17 protein-coding genes are annotated in these 17051 nt (G+C 61.1%); 8 read left to right on the forward strand and 9 right to left on the reverse strand.

The window, feature by feature from the left end:
- The first annotated feature begins 45 nt into the window (after positions 1-45).
- From L63ED372_RS12965 to L63ED372_RS12975, 3 genes are read left to right on the forward strand one after another with little or no spacing between them, the layout of a single operon-like run.
- Positions 46-1401, forward strand: coding sequence for an acyclic terpene utilization AtuA family protein (locus L63ED372_RS12965; RefSeq protein ID WP_062406380.1), 1356 nt, complete (start codon positions 46-48; stop codon positions 1399-1401).
- 1 nt (position 1402) lies between these two features.
- The gene (locus L63ED372_RS12970) at positions 1403-1705 is read left to right on the forward strand and encodes an AtuA-related protein (protein WP_062406383.1); all 303 of its coding nucleotides are present in this window, start codon (positions 1403-1405) and stop codon (positions 1703-1705) included.
- Between the two features lie 23 nt (positions 1706-1728).
- Positions 1729-2703 carry a Bug family tripartite tricarboxylate transporter substrate binding protein gene (locus L63ED372_RS12975; RefSeq protein ID WP_062406385.1) on the forward strand — a complete coding sequence of 325 codons (975 nt, stop codon included), beginning with the start codon at positions 1729-1731 and terminating at the stop codon, positions 2701-2703.
- Positions 2704-2730: 27 nt separating this feature from the next.
- On the opposite strand, the gene L63ED372_RS12980 is transcribed toward L63ED372_RS12975, so the two are convergent.
- The 9 genes from L63ED372_RS12980 to L63ED372_RS13020 form a co-directional block, all read right to left on the reverse strand.
- Positions 2731-3609: a class I SAM-dependent methyltransferase gene (locus tag L63ED372_RS12980; protein ID WP_062406387.1), complete on the reverse strand. Its 879-nt coding sequence runs from the start codon at positions 3607-3609 to the stop codon at positions 2731-2733.
- The gene (locus tag L63ED372_RS12985; RefSeq protein ID WP_062406389.1) at positions 3606-4160 is read right to left on the reverse strand and encodes a DUF1415 domain-containing protein; all 555 of its coding nucleotides are present in this window, start codon (positions 4158-4160) and stop codon (positions 3606-3608) included. The genes L63ED372_RS12980 and L63ED372_RS12985 overlap by 4 nt, the downstream gene beginning before the upstream one ends.
- On the reverse strand, positions 4157-5359 hold the full coding sequence (locus L63ED372_RS12990) for an MFS transporter (RefSeq protein ID WP_062406391.1): 1203 nt from the start codon (positions 5357-5359) through the stop codon (positions 4157-4159). The genes L63ED372_RS12985 and L63ED372_RS12990 overlap by 4 nt, the downstream gene beginning before the upstream one ends.
- The gene (locus L63ED372_RS12995) at positions 5356-6537 is read right to left on the reverse strand and encodes a deoxyguanosinetriphosphate triphosphohydrolase (RefSeq protein WP_062406393.1); all 1182 of its coding nucleotides are present in this window, start codon (positions 6535-6537) and stop codon (positions 5356-5358) included. The genes L63ED372_RS12990 and L63ED372_RS12995 overlap by 4 nt, the downstream gene beginning before the upstream one ends.
- A 3-nt stretch (positions 6538-6540) precedes the next feature.
- Positions 6541-7668, reverse strand: coding sequence for a 3-dehydroquinate synthase (gene aroB, locus L63ED372_RS13000; protein ID WP_062406395.1), 1128 nt, complete (start codon positions 7666-7668; stop codon positions 6541-6543).
- 81 nt (positions 7669-7749) lie between these two features.
- Complete coding sequence (locus tag L63ED372_RS13005; protein WP_062406399.1) at positions 7750-8613, reverse strand: fumarylacetoacetate hydrolase family protein; 864 nt, start codon at positions 8611-8613, stop codon at positions 7750-7752.
- 21 nt (positions 8614-8634) lie between these two features.
- Positions 8635-9393: an SDR family NAD(P)-dependent oxidoreductase gene (locus L63ED372_RS13010; protein ID WP_062406401.1), complete on the reverse strand. Its 759-nt coding sequence runs from the start codon at positions 9391-9393 to the stop codon at positions 8635-8637.
- Positions 9394-9423: 30 nt separating this feature from the next.
- Positions 9424-10173, reverse strand: coding sequence for an SDR family oxidoreductase (locus L63ED372_RS13015; RefSeq protein ID WP_062406404.1), 750 nt, complete (start codon positions 10171-10173; stop codon positions 9424-9426).
- Complete coding sequence (locus tag L63ED372_RS13020) at positions 10170-11285, reverse strand: mandelate racemase/muconate lactonizing enzyme family protein (protein WP_062406406.1); 1116 nt, start codon at positions 11283-11285, stop codon at positions 10170-10172. The genes L63ED372_RS13015 and L63ED372_RS13020 overlap by 4 nt, the downstream gene beginning before the upstream one ends.
- A 229-nt stretch (positions 11286-11514) precedes the next feature.
- Here L63ED372_RS13020 and L63ED372_RS13025 point away from each other — a divergent pair, with 229 nt between their 5' ends.
- From L63ED372_RS13025 to L63ED372_RS13045, 5 genes are all read left to right on the forward strand, one after another.
- Positions 11515-12243: a FadR/GntR family transcriptional regulator gene (locus L63ED372_RS13025; RefSeq protein WP_062406408.1), complete on the forward strand. Its 729-nt coding sequence runs from the start codon at positions 11515-11517 to the stop codon at positions 12241-12243.
- A gap of 77 nt (positions 12244-12320) precedes the next feature.
- The gene (locus L63ED372_RS13030) at positions 12321-13316 is read left to right on the forward strand and encodes a sialic acid TRAP transporter substrate-binding protein SiaP (protein WP_062406409.1); all 996 of its coding nucleotides are present in this window, start codon (positions 12321-12323) and stop codon (positions 13314-13316) included.
- 123 nt (positions 13317-13439) lie between these two features.
- A complete protein-coding gene (locus tag L63ED372_RS13035) occupies positions 13440-14015 on the forward strand; it encodes a TRAP transporter small permease (RefSeq protein ID WP_062406412.1) in 576 nt (191 codons plus the stop codon).
- Positions 14016-14039: 24 nt separating this feature from the next.
- Positions 14040-15434 (forward strand): TRAP transporter large permease, encoded by a 1395-nt coding sequence (locus tag L63ED372_RS13040; RefSeq protein ID WP_062406414.1) that lies wholly within the window; start codon positions 14040-14042, stop codon positions 15432-15434.
- A gap of 45 nt (positions 15435-15479) precedes the next feature.
- Positions 15480-17009: a UxaA family hydrolase gene (locus L63ED372_RS13045; RefSeq protein ID WP_062406416.1), complete on the forward strand. Its 1530-nt coding sequence runs from the start codon at positions 15480-15482 to the stop codon at positions 17007-17009.
- Positions 17010-17051: the final 42 nt, after the last annotated feature.

A 17051-nucleotide genomic window follows, 5' to 3' on the forward strand; every position in this document is an offset into this window, starting at 1 on the left:
TCCGATGTGACAGACCCGTGTGCCCAACGCACTTAAGCTTGGGCCATGAAGACAACACTTCGCATCGGCACAGGCGCAGGTTATTCGGGTGACCGCATTGCACCCGCCTTGGAGCTGGCCGAAAAGGGCCAGCTCGGCTATCTGGTGTTCGAATGCCTGGCCGAGCGCACGATTGCTTTGGCGCAACTCGAACGCTCCAAAGACCCGACCGCGGGTTTTGACCCGATGCTGGTGGCCCGGATGCGGGCCGTGCTGCCCGCATGCATCCGTCAAGGCACCCGCATCATCAGCAACATGGGCGCGGCCAACCCGCTGCAAGCTGGGCATGCGGTGCTGGCTGTGGCGCGTGAATTGGGCTTGCCGCAAGTCAAAGTGGCGGTGGTGCTGGGCGACGATGTGCTGTCCACCCTGACCCAAACCGGCAGGGCGTTGCCCGTGCTGGAGAGCACACAAACCCTGGCTGATTTACAAGCCCAACTGATTTCTGCCAATGCCTATTTGGGCGCCGAAGCCTTGCTGCCTGCCTTGCAAACCGACGCACAGGTCATCATCACAGGCCGCGTGGCCGACCCGGCGCTGTTTTTGGCGCCCTTGATGCACCACTTTGGCTGGGCCGCTGACGACTGGACGCGCTTGGGTAAAGGCGTGCTGGTCGGGCATTTGCTGGAATGCGCGGCGCAAATCACCGGCGGCTACTTTGCCGACCCGGGTTACAAGGATGTGCCCAACATGGCCCGGCTAGGCTTTCCGCTGGCCGAAGTCAGCGCCTCGGGAGATGCCGTCATCACCAAAGTGGCTGGTTCGGGCGGTTGCGTCACGGTGCCTACGTGCACCGAACAATTGCTTTACGAAATCGAGAACCCAACCCGCTACCTGCAGCCGGATGTGGTGGCCGATTTTTCTCAGGTGCAACTGACACAGGTGGGCCCAGACCGCGTGCAGGTCACCGGTGGCAGCGGCCACCCACGCACCGAAACGCTCAAGGTCACGCTGGGCTACCGTGACGGCTTCATTGGCGAAGGCCAGATGAGCTATGCCGGGCCGGGCGCACAAGCGCGGGGCCAACTGGCGCTGGACCTGGTGCGCCAACGGCTGGCCGATGCCGGTTACGCCGAGTTTGAGGCCCGATACGACCTGATCGGTGTGAACGCGATCTTTGGACCATCCAGCCCAGCGCGGCCAGAACCCGCCGAAGTGCGTGCCCGAGTGGCCCTGCGCGTGCCCACTTTGCAACACGCCCAGCATGTAGCGCACGAAGTCGAAGCGCTGTACACCAATGGACCAGCCGGTGGCGGTGGTGCCACACGCGCAGTGCGCGAAGTCATCGCCGCAGCCGCCGTGCTCATGCCGCGCAGCGCCGTGCACACCACCACCGTGTTGCTCAACGCCGAAGGACACTGACATGCTGCTGCGCGACATCGCCCACACCCGCACTGGCGACAAAGGCAACCGGACCACCTTGTCGGTCATCGCTTACGACCCAAAAGACTATGCCCTGCTGGAACAACACCTGAGCGCCGAACGGGTGCAGGCCCACTTTGCAGGCACGGTGCATGGCCCGGTGGAACGCTACGCCCTGCCCCAACTGGGCGCACTCAACTTTGTCATGCACCAATCGCTGGGCGGCGGGGTGACACGCTCGCTGGCTTTGGATGCCCACGGGAAATGCCTGAGTGCGCACCTGCTGACATTTATGATTGAATGATTGTTTGACCCATTGGAGAACCCATGAAACGTTTGCGCATCGCCTCTTTGTTGTCTGCCGCCCTGGGCCTCAGCCTTTTAGCCACCCAAGCCATGGCACAGGCCTACCCGAACAAACCCATCAAGGCCATCGTGCCTTTTGCCGCGGGTAGCGCGACCGACCAAATCGGCCGCGCTTTTGCCCAAAAAATGTCTGAAGTTTTGGGCCAGCCTGTGGTAGTGGACAACCGCGCTGGCGTGAACGGCATGCTCGGCGCCGACGCGGTGGCCAAATCAGCCCCGGACGGCTACACCATCCTGATCGGCACCAACAGCACCAACGCGGCGCTGAAAAGCCTGATGAAAAAGCTGCCCTATGACCAGGACACCGCCTTTGCGCCTGTAGCCTACATGGGCTCGGTGCCGCTGATCGTGGCCGTGAACAACGACGTGCCCGCCAAGAACCTCAGAGAGTTTGTGGACCTGGCCAAATCCAAGCCCACACAAATCACCTTTGCCAGCGCCAGCACCTCGCAATTGGTGTCCAGCGAAATGCTCTCTAGCATGGCTGGCATCCAGATGACCAACGTGCCCTACAAAAGCGGCCCAGCAGCCATGACCGACCTGATTGGCGGCCAGGTGAACATGTTCAGTGCTGACTTTGCTGTGATGCTGCCTCAGGTCAAAGCTGGGAAAATTCGTGGACTGGCCGTGACTTCGACCCAGCGCTCCAAAGCCATCCCCGAACTGCCCACCGTGAACGAAGCTCTGGGCCTGAAGGACTATGAACTGATCGCCTACTTCGCGGTCTTTGCCCCAGCAGGTACACCCGCGGACATCATCACCAAGCTCAATGCGGCGGTGAATGCTGCGGCCACCGACAAGACCATTCTGGAGCGCTTCTCCGCCTTGGGCTTTGAGACTGCTCCCGCCTCACCCGAGGCCTTGGCACAACGCTCCAAAGCCGAAACCGCCAAATGGGCCAAAGCCATTCGCGACGCGAAGATTGAGCCGCAATAAAGCGTGTGATATCTGCTGAGCGCCAGATCAGACCGCTTCTGGTCTGGTGACCAGCGGGTACCTGCTGCCCATCAGCGCCTCCACCCCAAACTCCTGCAGCAGCGCCAGCAGGCGCTCGCCGCAGGCGCGTTTCTTCTGGCCGGTGTACTTGGCCAGGATCAGCTCGTTCTTCATGCTGTGTTCCCAGCCCACCAGCTCAGTCACCGTCACTTGGTACCCCTGTGACTCCAGATAAAGGCATCGCAACACGTTGGTGAGTTGGCTGCCCACTTCGCGGGTATGCAGGGGGTGACGCCACAACTCGGCCAAAGGCGTGCGCTGCAAATCGAGCGCCTTGTTCTGGTTGAGCGCTCGGGCCAACTCGGCCTGGCAGCAAGGCACCAGCACCATGTAGCGGGCTTTCTTTTGCAGGCCAAAGGCGATGGCATCGTCGGTGGCGGTGTCGCAAGCATGCAAAGCAGTGACCACATCGATCTGCGCTGGCAATTCATCACTTTGCGTCGATTCGGCGACACTCACATTCAAAAAGCGCATGCGATCAAAGCCCAGCTTTTGGGCCAAGGCTTTGGACGACTCGACCAATTCACTGCGGGTTTCGATCCCGTAGATCGTCCCTTGGCCCAAGGCCTTGAAAAACAGGTCATAAATGATGAAGCCCAGATACGACTTGCCCGCGCCGTGGTCGGCCAAAGTGGGGCCTTTGTCGCTGGCAGGCAACTCTTTGAGCAACTTTTCGATGAACTGGAACAGGTGGTAAACCTGCTTGAGCTTGCGGCGTGAGTCCTGGTTGAGTTTGCCGTCGCGGGTCAGGATGTGAAGTTCTTTGAGCAACTCGACCGACTGGCCGGGGCGCACTTCGGGCGGCAGCTGCGATGCGGCGTTGTCGTTGGCCTTTTGCTTTTTCATGGGCTTGGACCCACATCCAGCTTTTTCCAGCCCTCAGCACCTAACTTGTCCATCGTCTCGATGTTGGTTTCGTAAATCATCTCGGCCTCGGGGAAAGCCTCCACCGCCCGGTCGATGCTCTCCTCGCGCAGCAGGTGCAGCGTGGGGTAAGGCGAGCGGTTGGTGAAGTTGCCGATGTCGTCCGGCTCGGTGTCGGCGAACTGAAACTGTGGGTGAAAACTCGCCACCTGGAACACACCCTCCATGTCCAGCTCCTCCAGCACGGCATCGGCCTCGTCCAGAAAATCGTTGAACTCCAGAAAATCCTGCAGCATCTGCGGCACGATCAAGAGCACGGTCTCGCGCTCTTCGGCAGGCATGGCGGCCAGCGCCAGCAGCTGCTCGATCAGCTCGTCGCGCAAGCCTTCGAGGCCCTTGGCCTCGCTCAGCACGTAATGGATCTGGCCCTTGACGTGCGGGGCTTTGGCAAAAGGGCAAAGGTTCAGGCCGATCACAGCGCGTTCGATCCAGCGCACGGTGTCGGCAATTTCGGGGGTGTTCATGTCGGTCATGGGCGAGATTGTGCCTGTGGCAGCAAGCGACCAGCCAGCCAAGCCAGCACCGCACCCACCCCACAGCACCCCACCGTGACCAGCGGCGTGAACTGCCAGCCGCCTGCCCGCGCTGCTACGGCCGCCACCACGGGTGGCCCGATAAACTGCCCCAGCGCCGACAACTGCTGCACCCAGCCCACGGTGGTGGCCACTTGCTGCTCACCCGGGGCCAGACGCACCGCCAGGCTGAACAGGGTGCCCGGCACCAAACCGCCCATGCCCGAGAACAACAACACCCCGGCAAAACGCAACCAAGGCAGGCTCTCGGTGAAAGGGGCAAAGGCCACCGTGCTGCCCAGTGCCATCGCGCCAAAGCCCAGCCACAACGTGCTGCGGGGAGCCCAGCCGCGCTGCAGCAATCGGCCCGAAGCCATATTGCCCACGATGTTGACGGCCGCCGTCAAGGCCGTGAGCACGCCCAGCAATGCACCACCCACGCCAGCGGCGGCGTAAATGGACGGCAAGAAACCCACCACCGCCAGCCACTGGCCCGAATACATGCCAAAGGTGAGGGCCACAAGCAATGGGCCTCGGGCACTCAAGGTGCGGCGCAGCCGAAGCCAAGCACCTTGCCCAGCAGAGTCTGAGTGGGCGACTGGGTCGGTGGGCACACTGCGCCAAACCCAAGCGGCCATGGCCAAGGACACGCCCGCAAACAAACCCCACCAAGCACCCCAGCCCCAGGCCGGGATGAACAGCGGCCCGGCCATCAAAGCCAGTGCCGTGCCCGTGGGCATGTACGCGCCCCACACGCCGAGCATGCCGGACAACTGCGCCGGCGGCACCAGGCGGCGAATCAAAGCTGGGGCGGGCAAAGCCACCAGCAAAAAGCCCAAGCCTTCGATGGCCCGCAGCGCCAGCAAAGCGGCGGTCGAAGTGGCGAAGGCGCCCAAACCACTGGCCAGCGCCAGCAAGCACAGGCCGCGCACCATGCTGCGCTTTAGACCCATGCCATCGGCCCACAAGCCCATGAACACGGCCAGGCTCATACCCGCGAGTTGCACCATGGACAAGAGGAAACCAGACTGAACCAGCGTGAGGCCCAGCTCGGCCTGCAGTGCGGGCAAGGCGGGTGGCAACTTGCCCACCTGCAAAGCCGCCACGCCGCCCGCGAGCACGACCAGCCAAGCGGCGCGGTGGGCGCTCACCGAGCTCACAGCAACTTGCGCCCCGTCAGGCGTTCGTGCTCACGCAGGGCGAAGCGGTCGGTCATGCCTGCGATGTAGTCGGCCACCGAGCGGTGCAGGTCGGCACTGGCGGCAAAGACGGTCGGCATTTCAGCAGGCTGGTCCACATAAGCGGCGAACAACTCGCGCACCACCTGCTGGGCTTGCCCGGTGGTGTGCATCACTTGGGGGTGGCGGTAGAGCTGTGCGAACAAAAACTTTTTGAGCTCGACGCTGCGGGCCTTCATGCCGGGGCTGAACGCCACCAGCGGCCCGGCCAAGCGGGCCTCGGCCGGCGTGCACACGCCCGCCTGCGCCACCGCTTGGCGGGTGGTGTTGATCACGTCGTACACCTGGTCGCTCAGCATGCGTCGAATGGTTTCGTACAAAACGCGGCGCGGCTTTTCTGACAAGCCCGGATGCTCGGCCAGCGTTTGTTGGTGGTAGTGCGCAAACAGCTCCACCTGCAGCAGTTGTTCGATGCTGATCAGCCCCGAGCGCACACCGTCGTCGATGTCGTGTGCGTTGTAGGCAATCGCATCGGCCAGGTTGCACAGCTGGGCCTCGAGGCTGGGCTGGGTGCGGTCGATGAAGCGCCGCCCCACCCCACCCGGCTCGGTCCGTTCCAAATGCTCGGCGTTGGCGCGCGAGCAGTGTTTGAGTACACCCTCGCGGGTTTCAAAGCTCAGGTTCAGGCCGTCGAACGCGGGGTAGCGTTCTTCGAGTTGGTCGACCACGCGCAGGCTTTGCAGGTTGTGCTCAAAGCCGCCATGCTCGGCCATGCATTCGTTGAGCGTGTCTTGCCCCGCGTGCCCAAAAGGTGTGTGGCCCAGGTCGTGCGCCAGCGCCACGGCTTCGACCAAGTCTTCGTTCAAGCCCAGGGCGCGGGCGATGGAGCGGCCCAGCTGCGCGACTTCGAGCGAATGCGTGAGCCGCGTGCGAAACAGGTCACCTTCGTGGTTGAGGAACACCTGTGTTTTGTAAACCAGCCGCCGAAAAGCGGTGGAGTGCACGATGCGGTCGCGGTCGCGCTGGAAAGCGTTGCGTGTGGGCGCAGGCGGCTCGGCAAAGCGCCGGCCCCGGCTTTGCGCCGGGTCGCAGGCCAGCGCCGACAAGCTGGCCAATGGCTGGCTTGAATCCACGGGCAAATCCAGTGAATCGGCCAACATGGGTCAGGCGCAGCAGGCGTTGATCACCTCGCGCACCATCGCGTCGGGCGCACCACAGACAGTGGCTTGGCCGGGGCCGTCGATCACCACAAACTGGATGTCGCCGCCGATGGCTTTTTTATCGAGGCGCATGTGTTCGATGTAATGGCCCGCGTTGTCGGTCGCGTCAATGACCGGACCGCGCACCGGCAAGCCTGCACGCGCGATCAAGGCCCGCAAACGCGCCACAAATGCGGCGTCGACTTTGCCCAATCGATGCGAGAGTTCTGCCGCCATGACCATGCCGCAGCCCACGGCTTCACCGTGCAACCAAACGCCAAAACCCAAGCCCGCCTCTATGGCGTGGCCAAAAGTGTGGCCAAAATTCAGGATGGCCCGCAGGCCCGCTTCACGCTCATCTTGACCCACCACCCAGGCCTTGATCTCGCAGCTGCGCTTGACAGCGTGCGCCAGCGCGGACGGGTCTTGCGCCATAAGCGCGTCGATGTTGGCCTCGATCCAGCCCAAGAAAGCCATGTCGGCAATCGGGCCGTATTTGATGACTTCGGCCAAGCCCGCGCTCAGCTCACGCAGGGGCAAGGTGGCCAGGGTGTTCAAGTCGCACACCACACGCACCGGCTGGTAGAACGCACCGATCATGTTTTTGCCCAGCGGGTGGTTGATGGCGGTCTTGCCGCCCACCGACGAATCCACCTGCGACAAAAGCGTGGTCGGCACCTGCACAAAGGGCACGCCGCGCATGTAGCTGGCCGCCGCAAAGCCGGTCATGTCGCCGATCACACCGCCGCCCAGCGCAAACAGCACCGTCTTGCGGTCGCAGCCTTGGCCCAGCAACGCGTCAAAAATCAGGTTCAGGGTCTGCCAGTCTTTGTGCGCCTCGCCATCGGGCAACACCACGGTGTGGACTTGTTTGTAATGCGGGGTAATCGCGCTGCGCAAAGCGGCTTCGTACAGCGGCGCAATCGTGTTGTTGGTCACGATCATGGCCGTTGTCGCCTTGGGCAGGCCGGCCCAAGTGTCAGGGCGGCTCAGCAGGCCTTGGCCGATCTGGATGTCGTAACTGCGGTCGTCCAGCGAAATGGCGACCGTTTGAACAGGAGCGGTTTTTGGGGGGGGTGTGGTCTCGGACATGCCCCTTAGTGTAGGGGTTTGGGGTGAAGTTTGGACACATGGCAGGGCTTGCCGCCCTGGCCATGTGTCCAGACGGGTGCATCAGAGTTTGAAGGCCACCACTTTTTGGGTTTGCTCACCAAGGCCATCGATGCCCAAACGCATCACGTCGCCGCGCTTCAAGAAGACCGGTGCTGGCTTGCCGTCCACCTTGACGCCCATGCCGACGCCGGGGGGCGTGCCGGTAGTGATGATGTCGCCGGGCTCGAGCGTCATGAACTGGCTCACATAACTGACCAGCTTGGCCACACCAAAAATCATGGTCTTGGTGTTGCCGGTTTGAAAGCGCACGCCGTTCACGTCGAGCCACATGCCCAGGGCTTGCGGATTGGGGACTTCGTCGCGGGTGACCAGCCAGGGGCCCACGGGGCCAAAGGTGTCGCAGCCCTTGCCCTTGTCCCAGGTGGCGCCGCGCTCGAGTTGGTATTCGCGCTCGCTCACGTCGTTCACCACGCAATAACCGGCCACATGGTTGAGCGCGTCTTTTTGCGTGACATAACGGGCGCGTGTGCCGATGACGATGCCCAGTTCGACTTCCCAATCGGACTTTTTGGAGCCCTTGGGCAGCATCACGTCGTCGTTGGCACCCTGGATGCAAGAAATGGCCTTGGTGAACACAATGGGTTCGGCTGGGATGGGCATGTTCGACTCAGCCGCATGGTCGGCGTAGTTCAAGCCAATGGCGATGAACTTGCTGGTGTACGAGATGGGCGTTCCAAAACGCTTTTTGCCGCGCACCAGGGGCAGCTTGTCGGTTTTGACTTTGGCCAACTTGGCCAAGGCCTTGTCGTTCAGTTGGTCGGGCGAGATGTCTTTGACCACACCGCTCAAGTCGCGCAAGCGGCCTTCAGCGTCGATCAGACCGGGTTTCTCTTTGCCGGGTTGGCCATAACGAACGAGTTTCATGGTTGCCTTTCAGTTTTCAAATCAATAAGTGGAACGGCCGCCGGACAAGTCAAAGACCGCGCCGGTGGAGAAGGAACATTCTTCGGTGCTCAGCCAGGTCACCATGGCGGCGACTTCTTCGGGCTCGCCAAAGCGGGCCATCGGAATTTTGGAGAGCATGAACTGGATGTGCTCGGGCGTCATTTGATCAAAGATCGCCGTCTTCACAGCCGCCGGGGTGACACAGTTCACGCGCACACCCGTGTCGGCCAACTCTTTGCCCAGCGATTTGGTCAGGCCAATCACCGCCGCCTTGCTCGCACTGTAAGCGCTGGCGTTGGGGTTGCCGTCTTTGCCTGCGACTGAGGCGATGTTGACGATGCGCCCGTAGTTGCGGGTCTTCATGTGGGCACTCAGTTCGCGGCAGCAATGAAACAGGCCATGCACGTTCACATCGAACACCTGCTTCCAGGCGTCCACCGGGTAGTCCCACACCTTGACGTTGGGGCCAGTGATGCCCGCGCTGTTGACCAGCACATCGACGCCTGCCAGCGCCGTGGTTTGTGCGGTGGCGTTCACCACCGAGGCGTGGTCGGCCACATCCACCTGCACCGTGTTGACCACGGCACCCAACTGGCCTTGGCGCAGTTGTTCGGCGGCTTTGGCCATGCCTGCGGCATCGCGGTCCCAAATGGTGACGCGAGCGCCCGAGGCCAGCATGCGTTGCGCAATAGCAAAACCGAGGCCCGTGGCACCACCGGTGATGACCGCGTGGCGGCCTTTCATGTCGAGCAAGTTCATGTGTGGCTTTCAGTCATTCAATAAAGTGGTTCAGATGGTCATGCCACCGTCGACCATGTAGGCATTGCCCGTGGCGAAGATGGATTCGTCGGAAGCAAGGAAAGTGACGATGGGTGCAATCTCTGCTGCCTGCGCCAAACGGCCCATGGGCTGGCGGTTGATGAAGTCCTTGCGGGCCTGCACCGGGTCTGCATAACTGTTGATGCGGTCTTGCAGCGAGGGCGTGTCCACTGTACCGGGGCAAATGCAGTTGCAACGCACCCCTTGGCGCACATAGTCAGCGGCCACGCTTTTGGTCAGACCAATCACAGCCGCTTTGCTGGTGCCATAAATGAAGCGGTTGGGCAGGCCTTTAACGCTGGAACACACGCTGGCCATGTTGATGATGCTGCCGCCGTGGCCGGTTTGCGCAAACTGCGCGACCATTTTGGGGATGACCGCCTGGATCATCCAAAACTGGGAACGCACATTCAGGTTGAAGGCGAAGTCCCAATCTTCGTCGGTGGCCAGTTCAATGTTGCCATTGTGCACAAAGCCTGCGCAATTGAAAACGATGTCGATGCGCGGAAGGCGGGCCACCTGGGCGGCAATGGCCGCTTTGTCAAGCACGTTCAACACGGCGGTGTGCACATTGGCCACGCCCTCATACGACTTGAGCAGTTCGGCATTCACATCGGTTGCATAGACGGTGGCGCCTTCTGCGGCCATGGCCAGTGCTGCGGCCTGGCCAATGCCTTGGCCTGCTGCGGTGACCAGCGCAATTTTTCCTTTGAGTCTCATGGGGTTTGGATCTCCAGATGGGTGATTTGTCTTTCGGTGATGGCCGCCCAATCCCAGGTGATGCCCAAGCCAGGGGCGTCGGGTGGGATGGCAAAGCCGTCTTGAACTTGCATGCGCGATGTGGTGATGTCGTCGAGCTGCGGAATGTATTCGACCCAAGTGGCGTTGGGCACGGCCGCGCACAGGCTGACATGCAACTCCATCAAGAAGTGCGGGCACACCGCCACGTCAAAGGTTTCGGCCAGGTGCGCTGTTTTGATCCAGGGGGTGATGCCTCCAATGCGTGACACATCGGGCTGCACGATGGAACACGCGCCTTGCTCCAGGTATTCGCGGAACTGCATCGGGTGGTACATCGACTCACCCACCGCCACGGGGACGGTGGTGTGCTCGCGCAGTTGGCGGTGGCCCGAGACATCTTCGGCGGGCAAGGGCTCTTCCATCCACGCCAGTCCCAAGCCATCAAAGGCCCGCGCCCGGCGCACGGCCTCGGCACGGTTGAAGCCCTGGTTGGCGTCGGTCATCAAGTCAAAGCCCGGCCCCACCGCGTCACGCACCGCACTCAGCCGGGCCACGTCTTCGCTCACATGCGGGCGGCCAATTTTGATCTTGGCGCCTTTGAAGCCCTGGGCTTGCGCCTCCAAAGTTTGGTCCACCAGCGCCTGAGGAGACAGGTGCAACCAACCGCCTTCGGTGGTGTAGAGCGGCACCCTCGCTTGCGCCCCGCCCAGCAACTGCCACAGCGGCAGACTTTGGCTTTGCGCACGCCAGTCCCACAAAGCTGTGTCCACACAGGCCAGAGCCAAGCTGGTCATGGCCCCCACGGCAGTGGCGTGGGTGTGAAAAAACAAATCCTTCCAGATCGCCTCGACCAAGACCGGGTTGCGTCCGATCAAACGCGGGGCCAAGTGATCCTTGAGTAGAGCCATGACCGAAGAGCCACCCGTGCCAATGGTGTAGGCATAGCCAGTGGCCGCGATGCCGTCGCTGCAGTGCAGCGTGAGCAAAATGGTTTCCTGCGTCACAAAAGACTGGATGGCGTCGGTGCGCAAGACCTTGGGCGGCAAGTTCACTTGCCGAAGGCTCACGCGCTCAATGGTGACTGGGGTCATGTGGGGCAACAGGGGTGATGAAATAAACCAAAAAAACAGGAACAGGCGCCACGGGCAACTCCCAAGCCTTCAGGGCTTTGCAGCATGCGACACAGGCGCTGCGCCACACGTCGTTTGCGTGACAGCCGCCATGCGGGTTTGTGCGGAGTTGCATTGCCTTTTGAACATGTGATGATTCTGCAACTGGTCTGACCACTTGTCCAATTCACGTTATCCCTGATCACCCCTCATGCCCTTGCAAACCGTGGCCCCGCAGCGCCTGTACCGCCAGATTGCCGATCAAATTCGGCTTCTGATGGTGTCGGGCGAGTTCGCATTGGGCTCACGTCTACCCGCCGAACGCGACTTGGCCGCGCAACTGGGCGTGAGCCGCCCTTCGGTGCGCGAAGCCCTGATCGCACTCGAGGTCGAAGGCATGATCGAGGTGCGCACCGGCTCGGGCATTTACGTACAGCGCACGGAGCAGCCCGGCAAATCATCCGCCCCAGCTGCAGCCGATGACAACACCCCTGCAGACTGGGGCCCGCTGGAGGTCATGAGTGCCCGCTTGTTGGTCGAGGCCGAAGTGGCTGCTTTGGCCGCCACCCACGCCCAAAAATCCGACCTCAAAGCCATCAAAGCCGGCTTGCAACAAATGAAGCTCGAAGCCGCCCGCGACCAGGTGCCACGCGAGGGCGACGAAGCCTTTCACGAAGCCATTGCCCAGGCTTGTGGCAACAGTGTTTTACTCGACACCGTGCAACGCTATTGGCAAGCACGCAACGGCCCCCTGTTCGAGCGGCTGGGCGACTATTTTGAACACCCCGAATCTTGGCAGGCGGCCATTGGCGAGCACCAGCAGGTGCTGCTGGCCATCGAGGCACACGACCCCAGCGCCGCCCGCAAGACCATGCAAAAACACCTGAGACAAGCCTACAAAAGATACAGCGCGAGCTGGCGCCGCGCCCCTGCCCGTTAGCCCACCCGTCAAATGGTCGGTTATAGGCATGCATTTTTCCCGCGTCAGCATTTTTTTATACCAACGAGGAGACTTTGATGAGCAAACGATTGACCTTGAAGACCCTGGCCACCGTCGGCGCTTTTGCCGTGGGCGCCATGACCGTGCTCGGCAGCACTGCGGTGCAGGCCCAGCAAAAACTCAAGTGGGCCCACGTCTACGAGACCTCTGAGCCCTACCACACCGAATCGGTGTGGGCGGCCGAAGAAATCAAAAAACGCAGCAACGGCAAGTTCGACATCCAGGTCTTCCCTGCCTCTACCCTGGGCAAAGAAACCGACATCAACCAAGGCCTGACCCTGGGCACGGTGGACATGATCATCAGCGGCCCCTCTTTTGCGGCCCGCACCTACCCCCGCTTTGGCATTGCCTACTACCCCTTCATCTTCCGCGATGGCGACCACCTGATTGCTTACTCCAAGAGCCCCGTTTTCCAGGAAATGGTGTCCGAGTTCCGGGCCAAGACGGGCATCCAAGTCACGGCATACACCTACTATGGCGCTCGCCACACCACCGCACAAAAAGCCTTCACCAACTGCGCTGGCATGAAGGGCATAAAGATCCGAGTGCCCGACGTGCCCGCCTACCGCGCCACGCCTGAGGCCTGCGGCGCCAACCCCACCCCGATTGCTTTTGCCGAAGTGTATTTGGCCCTGCAAAACGGCACTGTGGAAGCCCAAGAGAATCCATTGACCACCATCGAAGCCAAGAAGTTCTTTGAAGTGCAAAAGGCGATCATGCTGACCGGCCACATCGTGGACGGCTTGACCACACAAATTGCGCCGCACGTCTGGAACAAGCTCAGCGATGCCGAGAAGAAGATGTTCACCGAAGTGACGCAAGAAGCCGCTGTGCGAGCCACCGCCAAGATCAAGGCCCGCGAAGCCGAGTTGGTGGACGAGTTCAAGAAAAAAGGCCTGCAAATCGTGCAGGTGGACCGCAAGTCGTTCCAAGACGCTGTGCTGAAAAACAAGCCCCTGACCTCCATGGGTTTCACACAGTCTGACTTCGACAAGATCCAAGCGGCCAAGTAAGGCGCTCGCCCGTCAGGTTTTGTGCCAATGGCACTGGCCTGACGCTTTGGCCAAGCTTTGCAGACCGAACTCACTGAGTTCGGTCTGCTCATGCGGCCAAGTTTTCGATCTCTAGGACAACCCATGAGCAACCTCCCCGACCTCGATGCCATGCCCAAAGTCATGGGTGAAGATGGCCAGTTTCACGCCACCGACGACGACGTCGATCTGTCGGGCACACCCATCGAAGCTTGGGTGGCTCTGGCTTTCTTTTGGGCATTGGGCCTGACGGTTTTTTACCAATTTTTCACGCGCTATGTCTTGAACGACTCGGCCTCTTGGACCGAAGAGATTGCGCGTTATTTGCTCATTGCCACCGTCTTCACCGGTGCCACCATCGGCGTGGCCAAAAACAACCACATTCAAGTGGACTTTTTCTTTCGCTTCATGCCCGACTGGATGGGCCGCGCCATGGGCCTAGTGGTCGATGTGATGCGTACCGCCTTCTTTGCGGCCGCCACATTCCTCACTGGCCAAATGATGCAAAAGCTGGGCAGCTACAAGATGACCATCATCGACTTGCCCATGAATTTGGTTTATGGCGTGGTGATGGCCGGTTTTGCCGCCATGTGCTTGCGCTCCATCTGGGTGGCCAAGGTGCATTGGCAACGCGGCTACACCGTGCTGCAACGCCCCGAATCCGAAATGACCGACCGCTGAAACCGCCTCTCCTGAAAGTTTTCCATGCTGAAAATCATTTTTCTCTTTCTCATGAGTGGCGGCATCCCGGTGGCCATTGCCATGGCCGGCGCGTCGCTGATCTACCTCTTGTTTGCCGAAAGCTCGCCCCCCTTTGTGGTCATCCACCGCATGGTCTCAGGCATCGACAGCTTTCCGCTCTTGGCCGTGCCTTTCTTCATTCTGGCCGGCAACCTGATGAACAACGCGGGCATCACCAACCGCATCTACAACTACGCGCTGGCCTTGGTGGGCTGGCTCAAGGGCGGCTTGGGCCACGTCAACGTGGTGGGCTCGGTCGTGTTTGCGGGGATGAGCGGCACGGCCATTGCCGACGCGGCGGGCCTGGGCACCATCGAGATCAAGGCCATGAAAGACCATGGCTACAGCACCGAATTTGCCGTAGGCGTCACCGCTGCTTCGGCCACGCTGGGCCCCATCATTCCACCCAGCTTGCCCTTTGTGATCTACGGCATGATGGCCAACGTCTCGGTGGGCGCCTTGTTCCTCGCGGGCATCTTGCCCGGCATCTTCATGGCGCTGCTCATGATGCTGACGGTCGCCTATTTCGCCCACAAAAACGGCTGGGGCGCCGATGTGAAATTCGAGTGGCCCAAAGTCATCAAGGCCTTGGCCGAAACCGCTGTGGTGGTGGGCTGGCCGCTGGCCATTTGGTGGCTGGTCACAGCCATGGGTACACCGCCGCAACTCACGGTGTTTGTCGCCCTGATCGTTTTGTTCGCCGCCGACAAGTTTTTCAACTTTCAGGCCGTCTTGCCCATCATGACCCCTGTGATCCTGATTGGCGGCATGACCACCGGCGTGTTCACCCCCACCGAAGGCGCGATTGCGGCCTGCGTCTGGGCCATTGCATTGGGCTTCTTTTGGTACCGCACACTCAACTTCAAGATGTTCGTGAAGATCTGCCTGGACACGGTGGAAACCACCGCCACGGTGCTGTTCATCGTGGCCGCAGCCAGCATTTTTGGCTGGATGCTGACGGCCACAGGCGTGACCACCGCCATCTCCGCATGGGTACTGGGCTTCACCCAAGAGCCTTGGGTGTTTTTGCTGCTGGCCAACGCCTTGATGCTGTTTGTGGGTTGCTTCCTTGAACCTACCGCTGCGATCACCATCCTGGTGCCGATTTTGGTGCCGATTTGCCAACAGCTGGGCATTGACCTGGTGCATTTCGGTCTGATCATGGTGCTCAACCTGATGATCGGTTTGCTCCACCCACCCATGGGCATGGTGCTGTTTGTGCTGGCGCGTGTGGCCAAGCTCAGTGTGGAGCGCACCACCATGGCCATCTTGCCTTGGCTGTTCCCCTTGTTGGGCAGCTTGGCGGTCATCACCTACATGCCCAGCTTGGTGCTGTGGTTGCCCAAGCAGTTTTATTGAATCCACGGGGCTGTGTTTTGGCCCCGTTTTTAAACGAAGCTCAACATGTCCAATCTCTTCATTCGCCTGCACCCTTCTGACGATGTGGTCATCGCCCGCAGCCAACTCATGAGCGGCAGCACCGTCGACGGCGTGGCCGTGCGCGGCCTGATCCCGCCGGGCCACAAAGTCGCCACCCGCGCCATCGCGGCGGGCGAGCCCGTGCGCCGCTACAACCAGATCATTGGTTTTGCCCACCAAGCCATTGCGCCGGGCGAGCATGTGCACACCCACAACTTGAACATGGGCGCAGACAAAGGCAACTTCGAGCGCGACTACGCCATTGGCCAAGACGTGAAGCCCGAACCAGAGCGCAAGCAGGCAACTTTCATGGGCTACAAGCGCAGCGACGGCCGCGTGGCCACACGCAATTACATCGGCGTTTTGTCGAGCGTGAACTGCTCGGCCACCGCTGCACGCGCCATTGCCGACCATTTCTCCAGACGCAACAACCCTGCGGCACTCGCCAACTTCCCGAATGTCGACGGCGTGGTCGCTTTGACGCACGGCACCGGATGCGGCATGGACACTGAAGGTCTGGGCATCCAGCTTTTGGAGCGCACCTTGGCAGGCTATGCCACCCACGCCAACTTTTGGGGCGTGGTGGTGGTGGGCCTGGGTTGTGAAGCCAACCAACTCAGCACCTGGCTGGCGCACAGCAGCTTGCGTGTGGGCGAGACACTCAAGGTCTTCAACATCCAGGACTCGGGCGGCACACGCCTCACGGTCGAAAAAGGCATTGCCCTGATCGAAGAGATGCTGCCCCGCGCCAATGCCATCACGCGCGAACCTTGTAGCGCCGAACACATCACGGTGGGCTTGCAATGTGGCGGCTCCGACGGTTATTCGGGCATCAGCGCCAACCCGGCGCTGGGCGCAGCGGTGGACCTGTTGGTGCAGCACGGCGGCACCGCCATCCTAAGTGAGACCCCCGAAATTTATGGCGCGGAGCATTTGCTCACACGCCGCGCTGTGAAGCCCGAAGTGGCGCACAAGCTGATCGAGCGCATCAAATGGTGGGAAAACTACACCGCCATCAACGGCGGTGAGATGAACAACAACCCTTCGCCCGGTAACAAAGCGGGTGGCCTGACCACCATCTTGGAAAAGTCTTTGGGTGCGGTGGCCAAAGGCGGCACCAGCAACCTGCAAGCGGTGTACGAGTACGCCGAGCCGGTCACCGCCAAAGGCTTTGTTTACATGGATACACCCGGCTATGACCCGGTGAGTGCCACTGGCCAGGTAGCGGGTGGTGCCAACCTGATTTGTTTCACCACCGGGCGCGGCAGCGCTTATGGCTGCGCCCCTTCGCCCAGCCTCAAGTTCTCGACCAACACCGCGCTCTGGAAAAAACAAGAAGAGGACATGGACCTGAACTGCGGCGAGATCGTGGACGGCGGTGTCAGCATCGCCGAGATGGGCCAACGCATCTTTGAAATGATCTTGGCGGCAGCGTCTGGCGAGCCCACCAAGAGCGAACGCCACGGCTACGGCCAAAACGAGTTTGTGCCATGGCAAGTGGGCGCGGTGATGTGAGTGCGCGTGACGGTTTCTCCCTTGATTTATTGAAAGCTTCCA

It is taken from the genome of Limnohabitans sp. 63ED37-2, from assembly GCF_001412535.1.
Lineage (GTDB): Bacteria > Pseudomonadota > Gammaproteobacteria > Burkholderiales > Burkholderiaceae_C > Limnohabitans_A.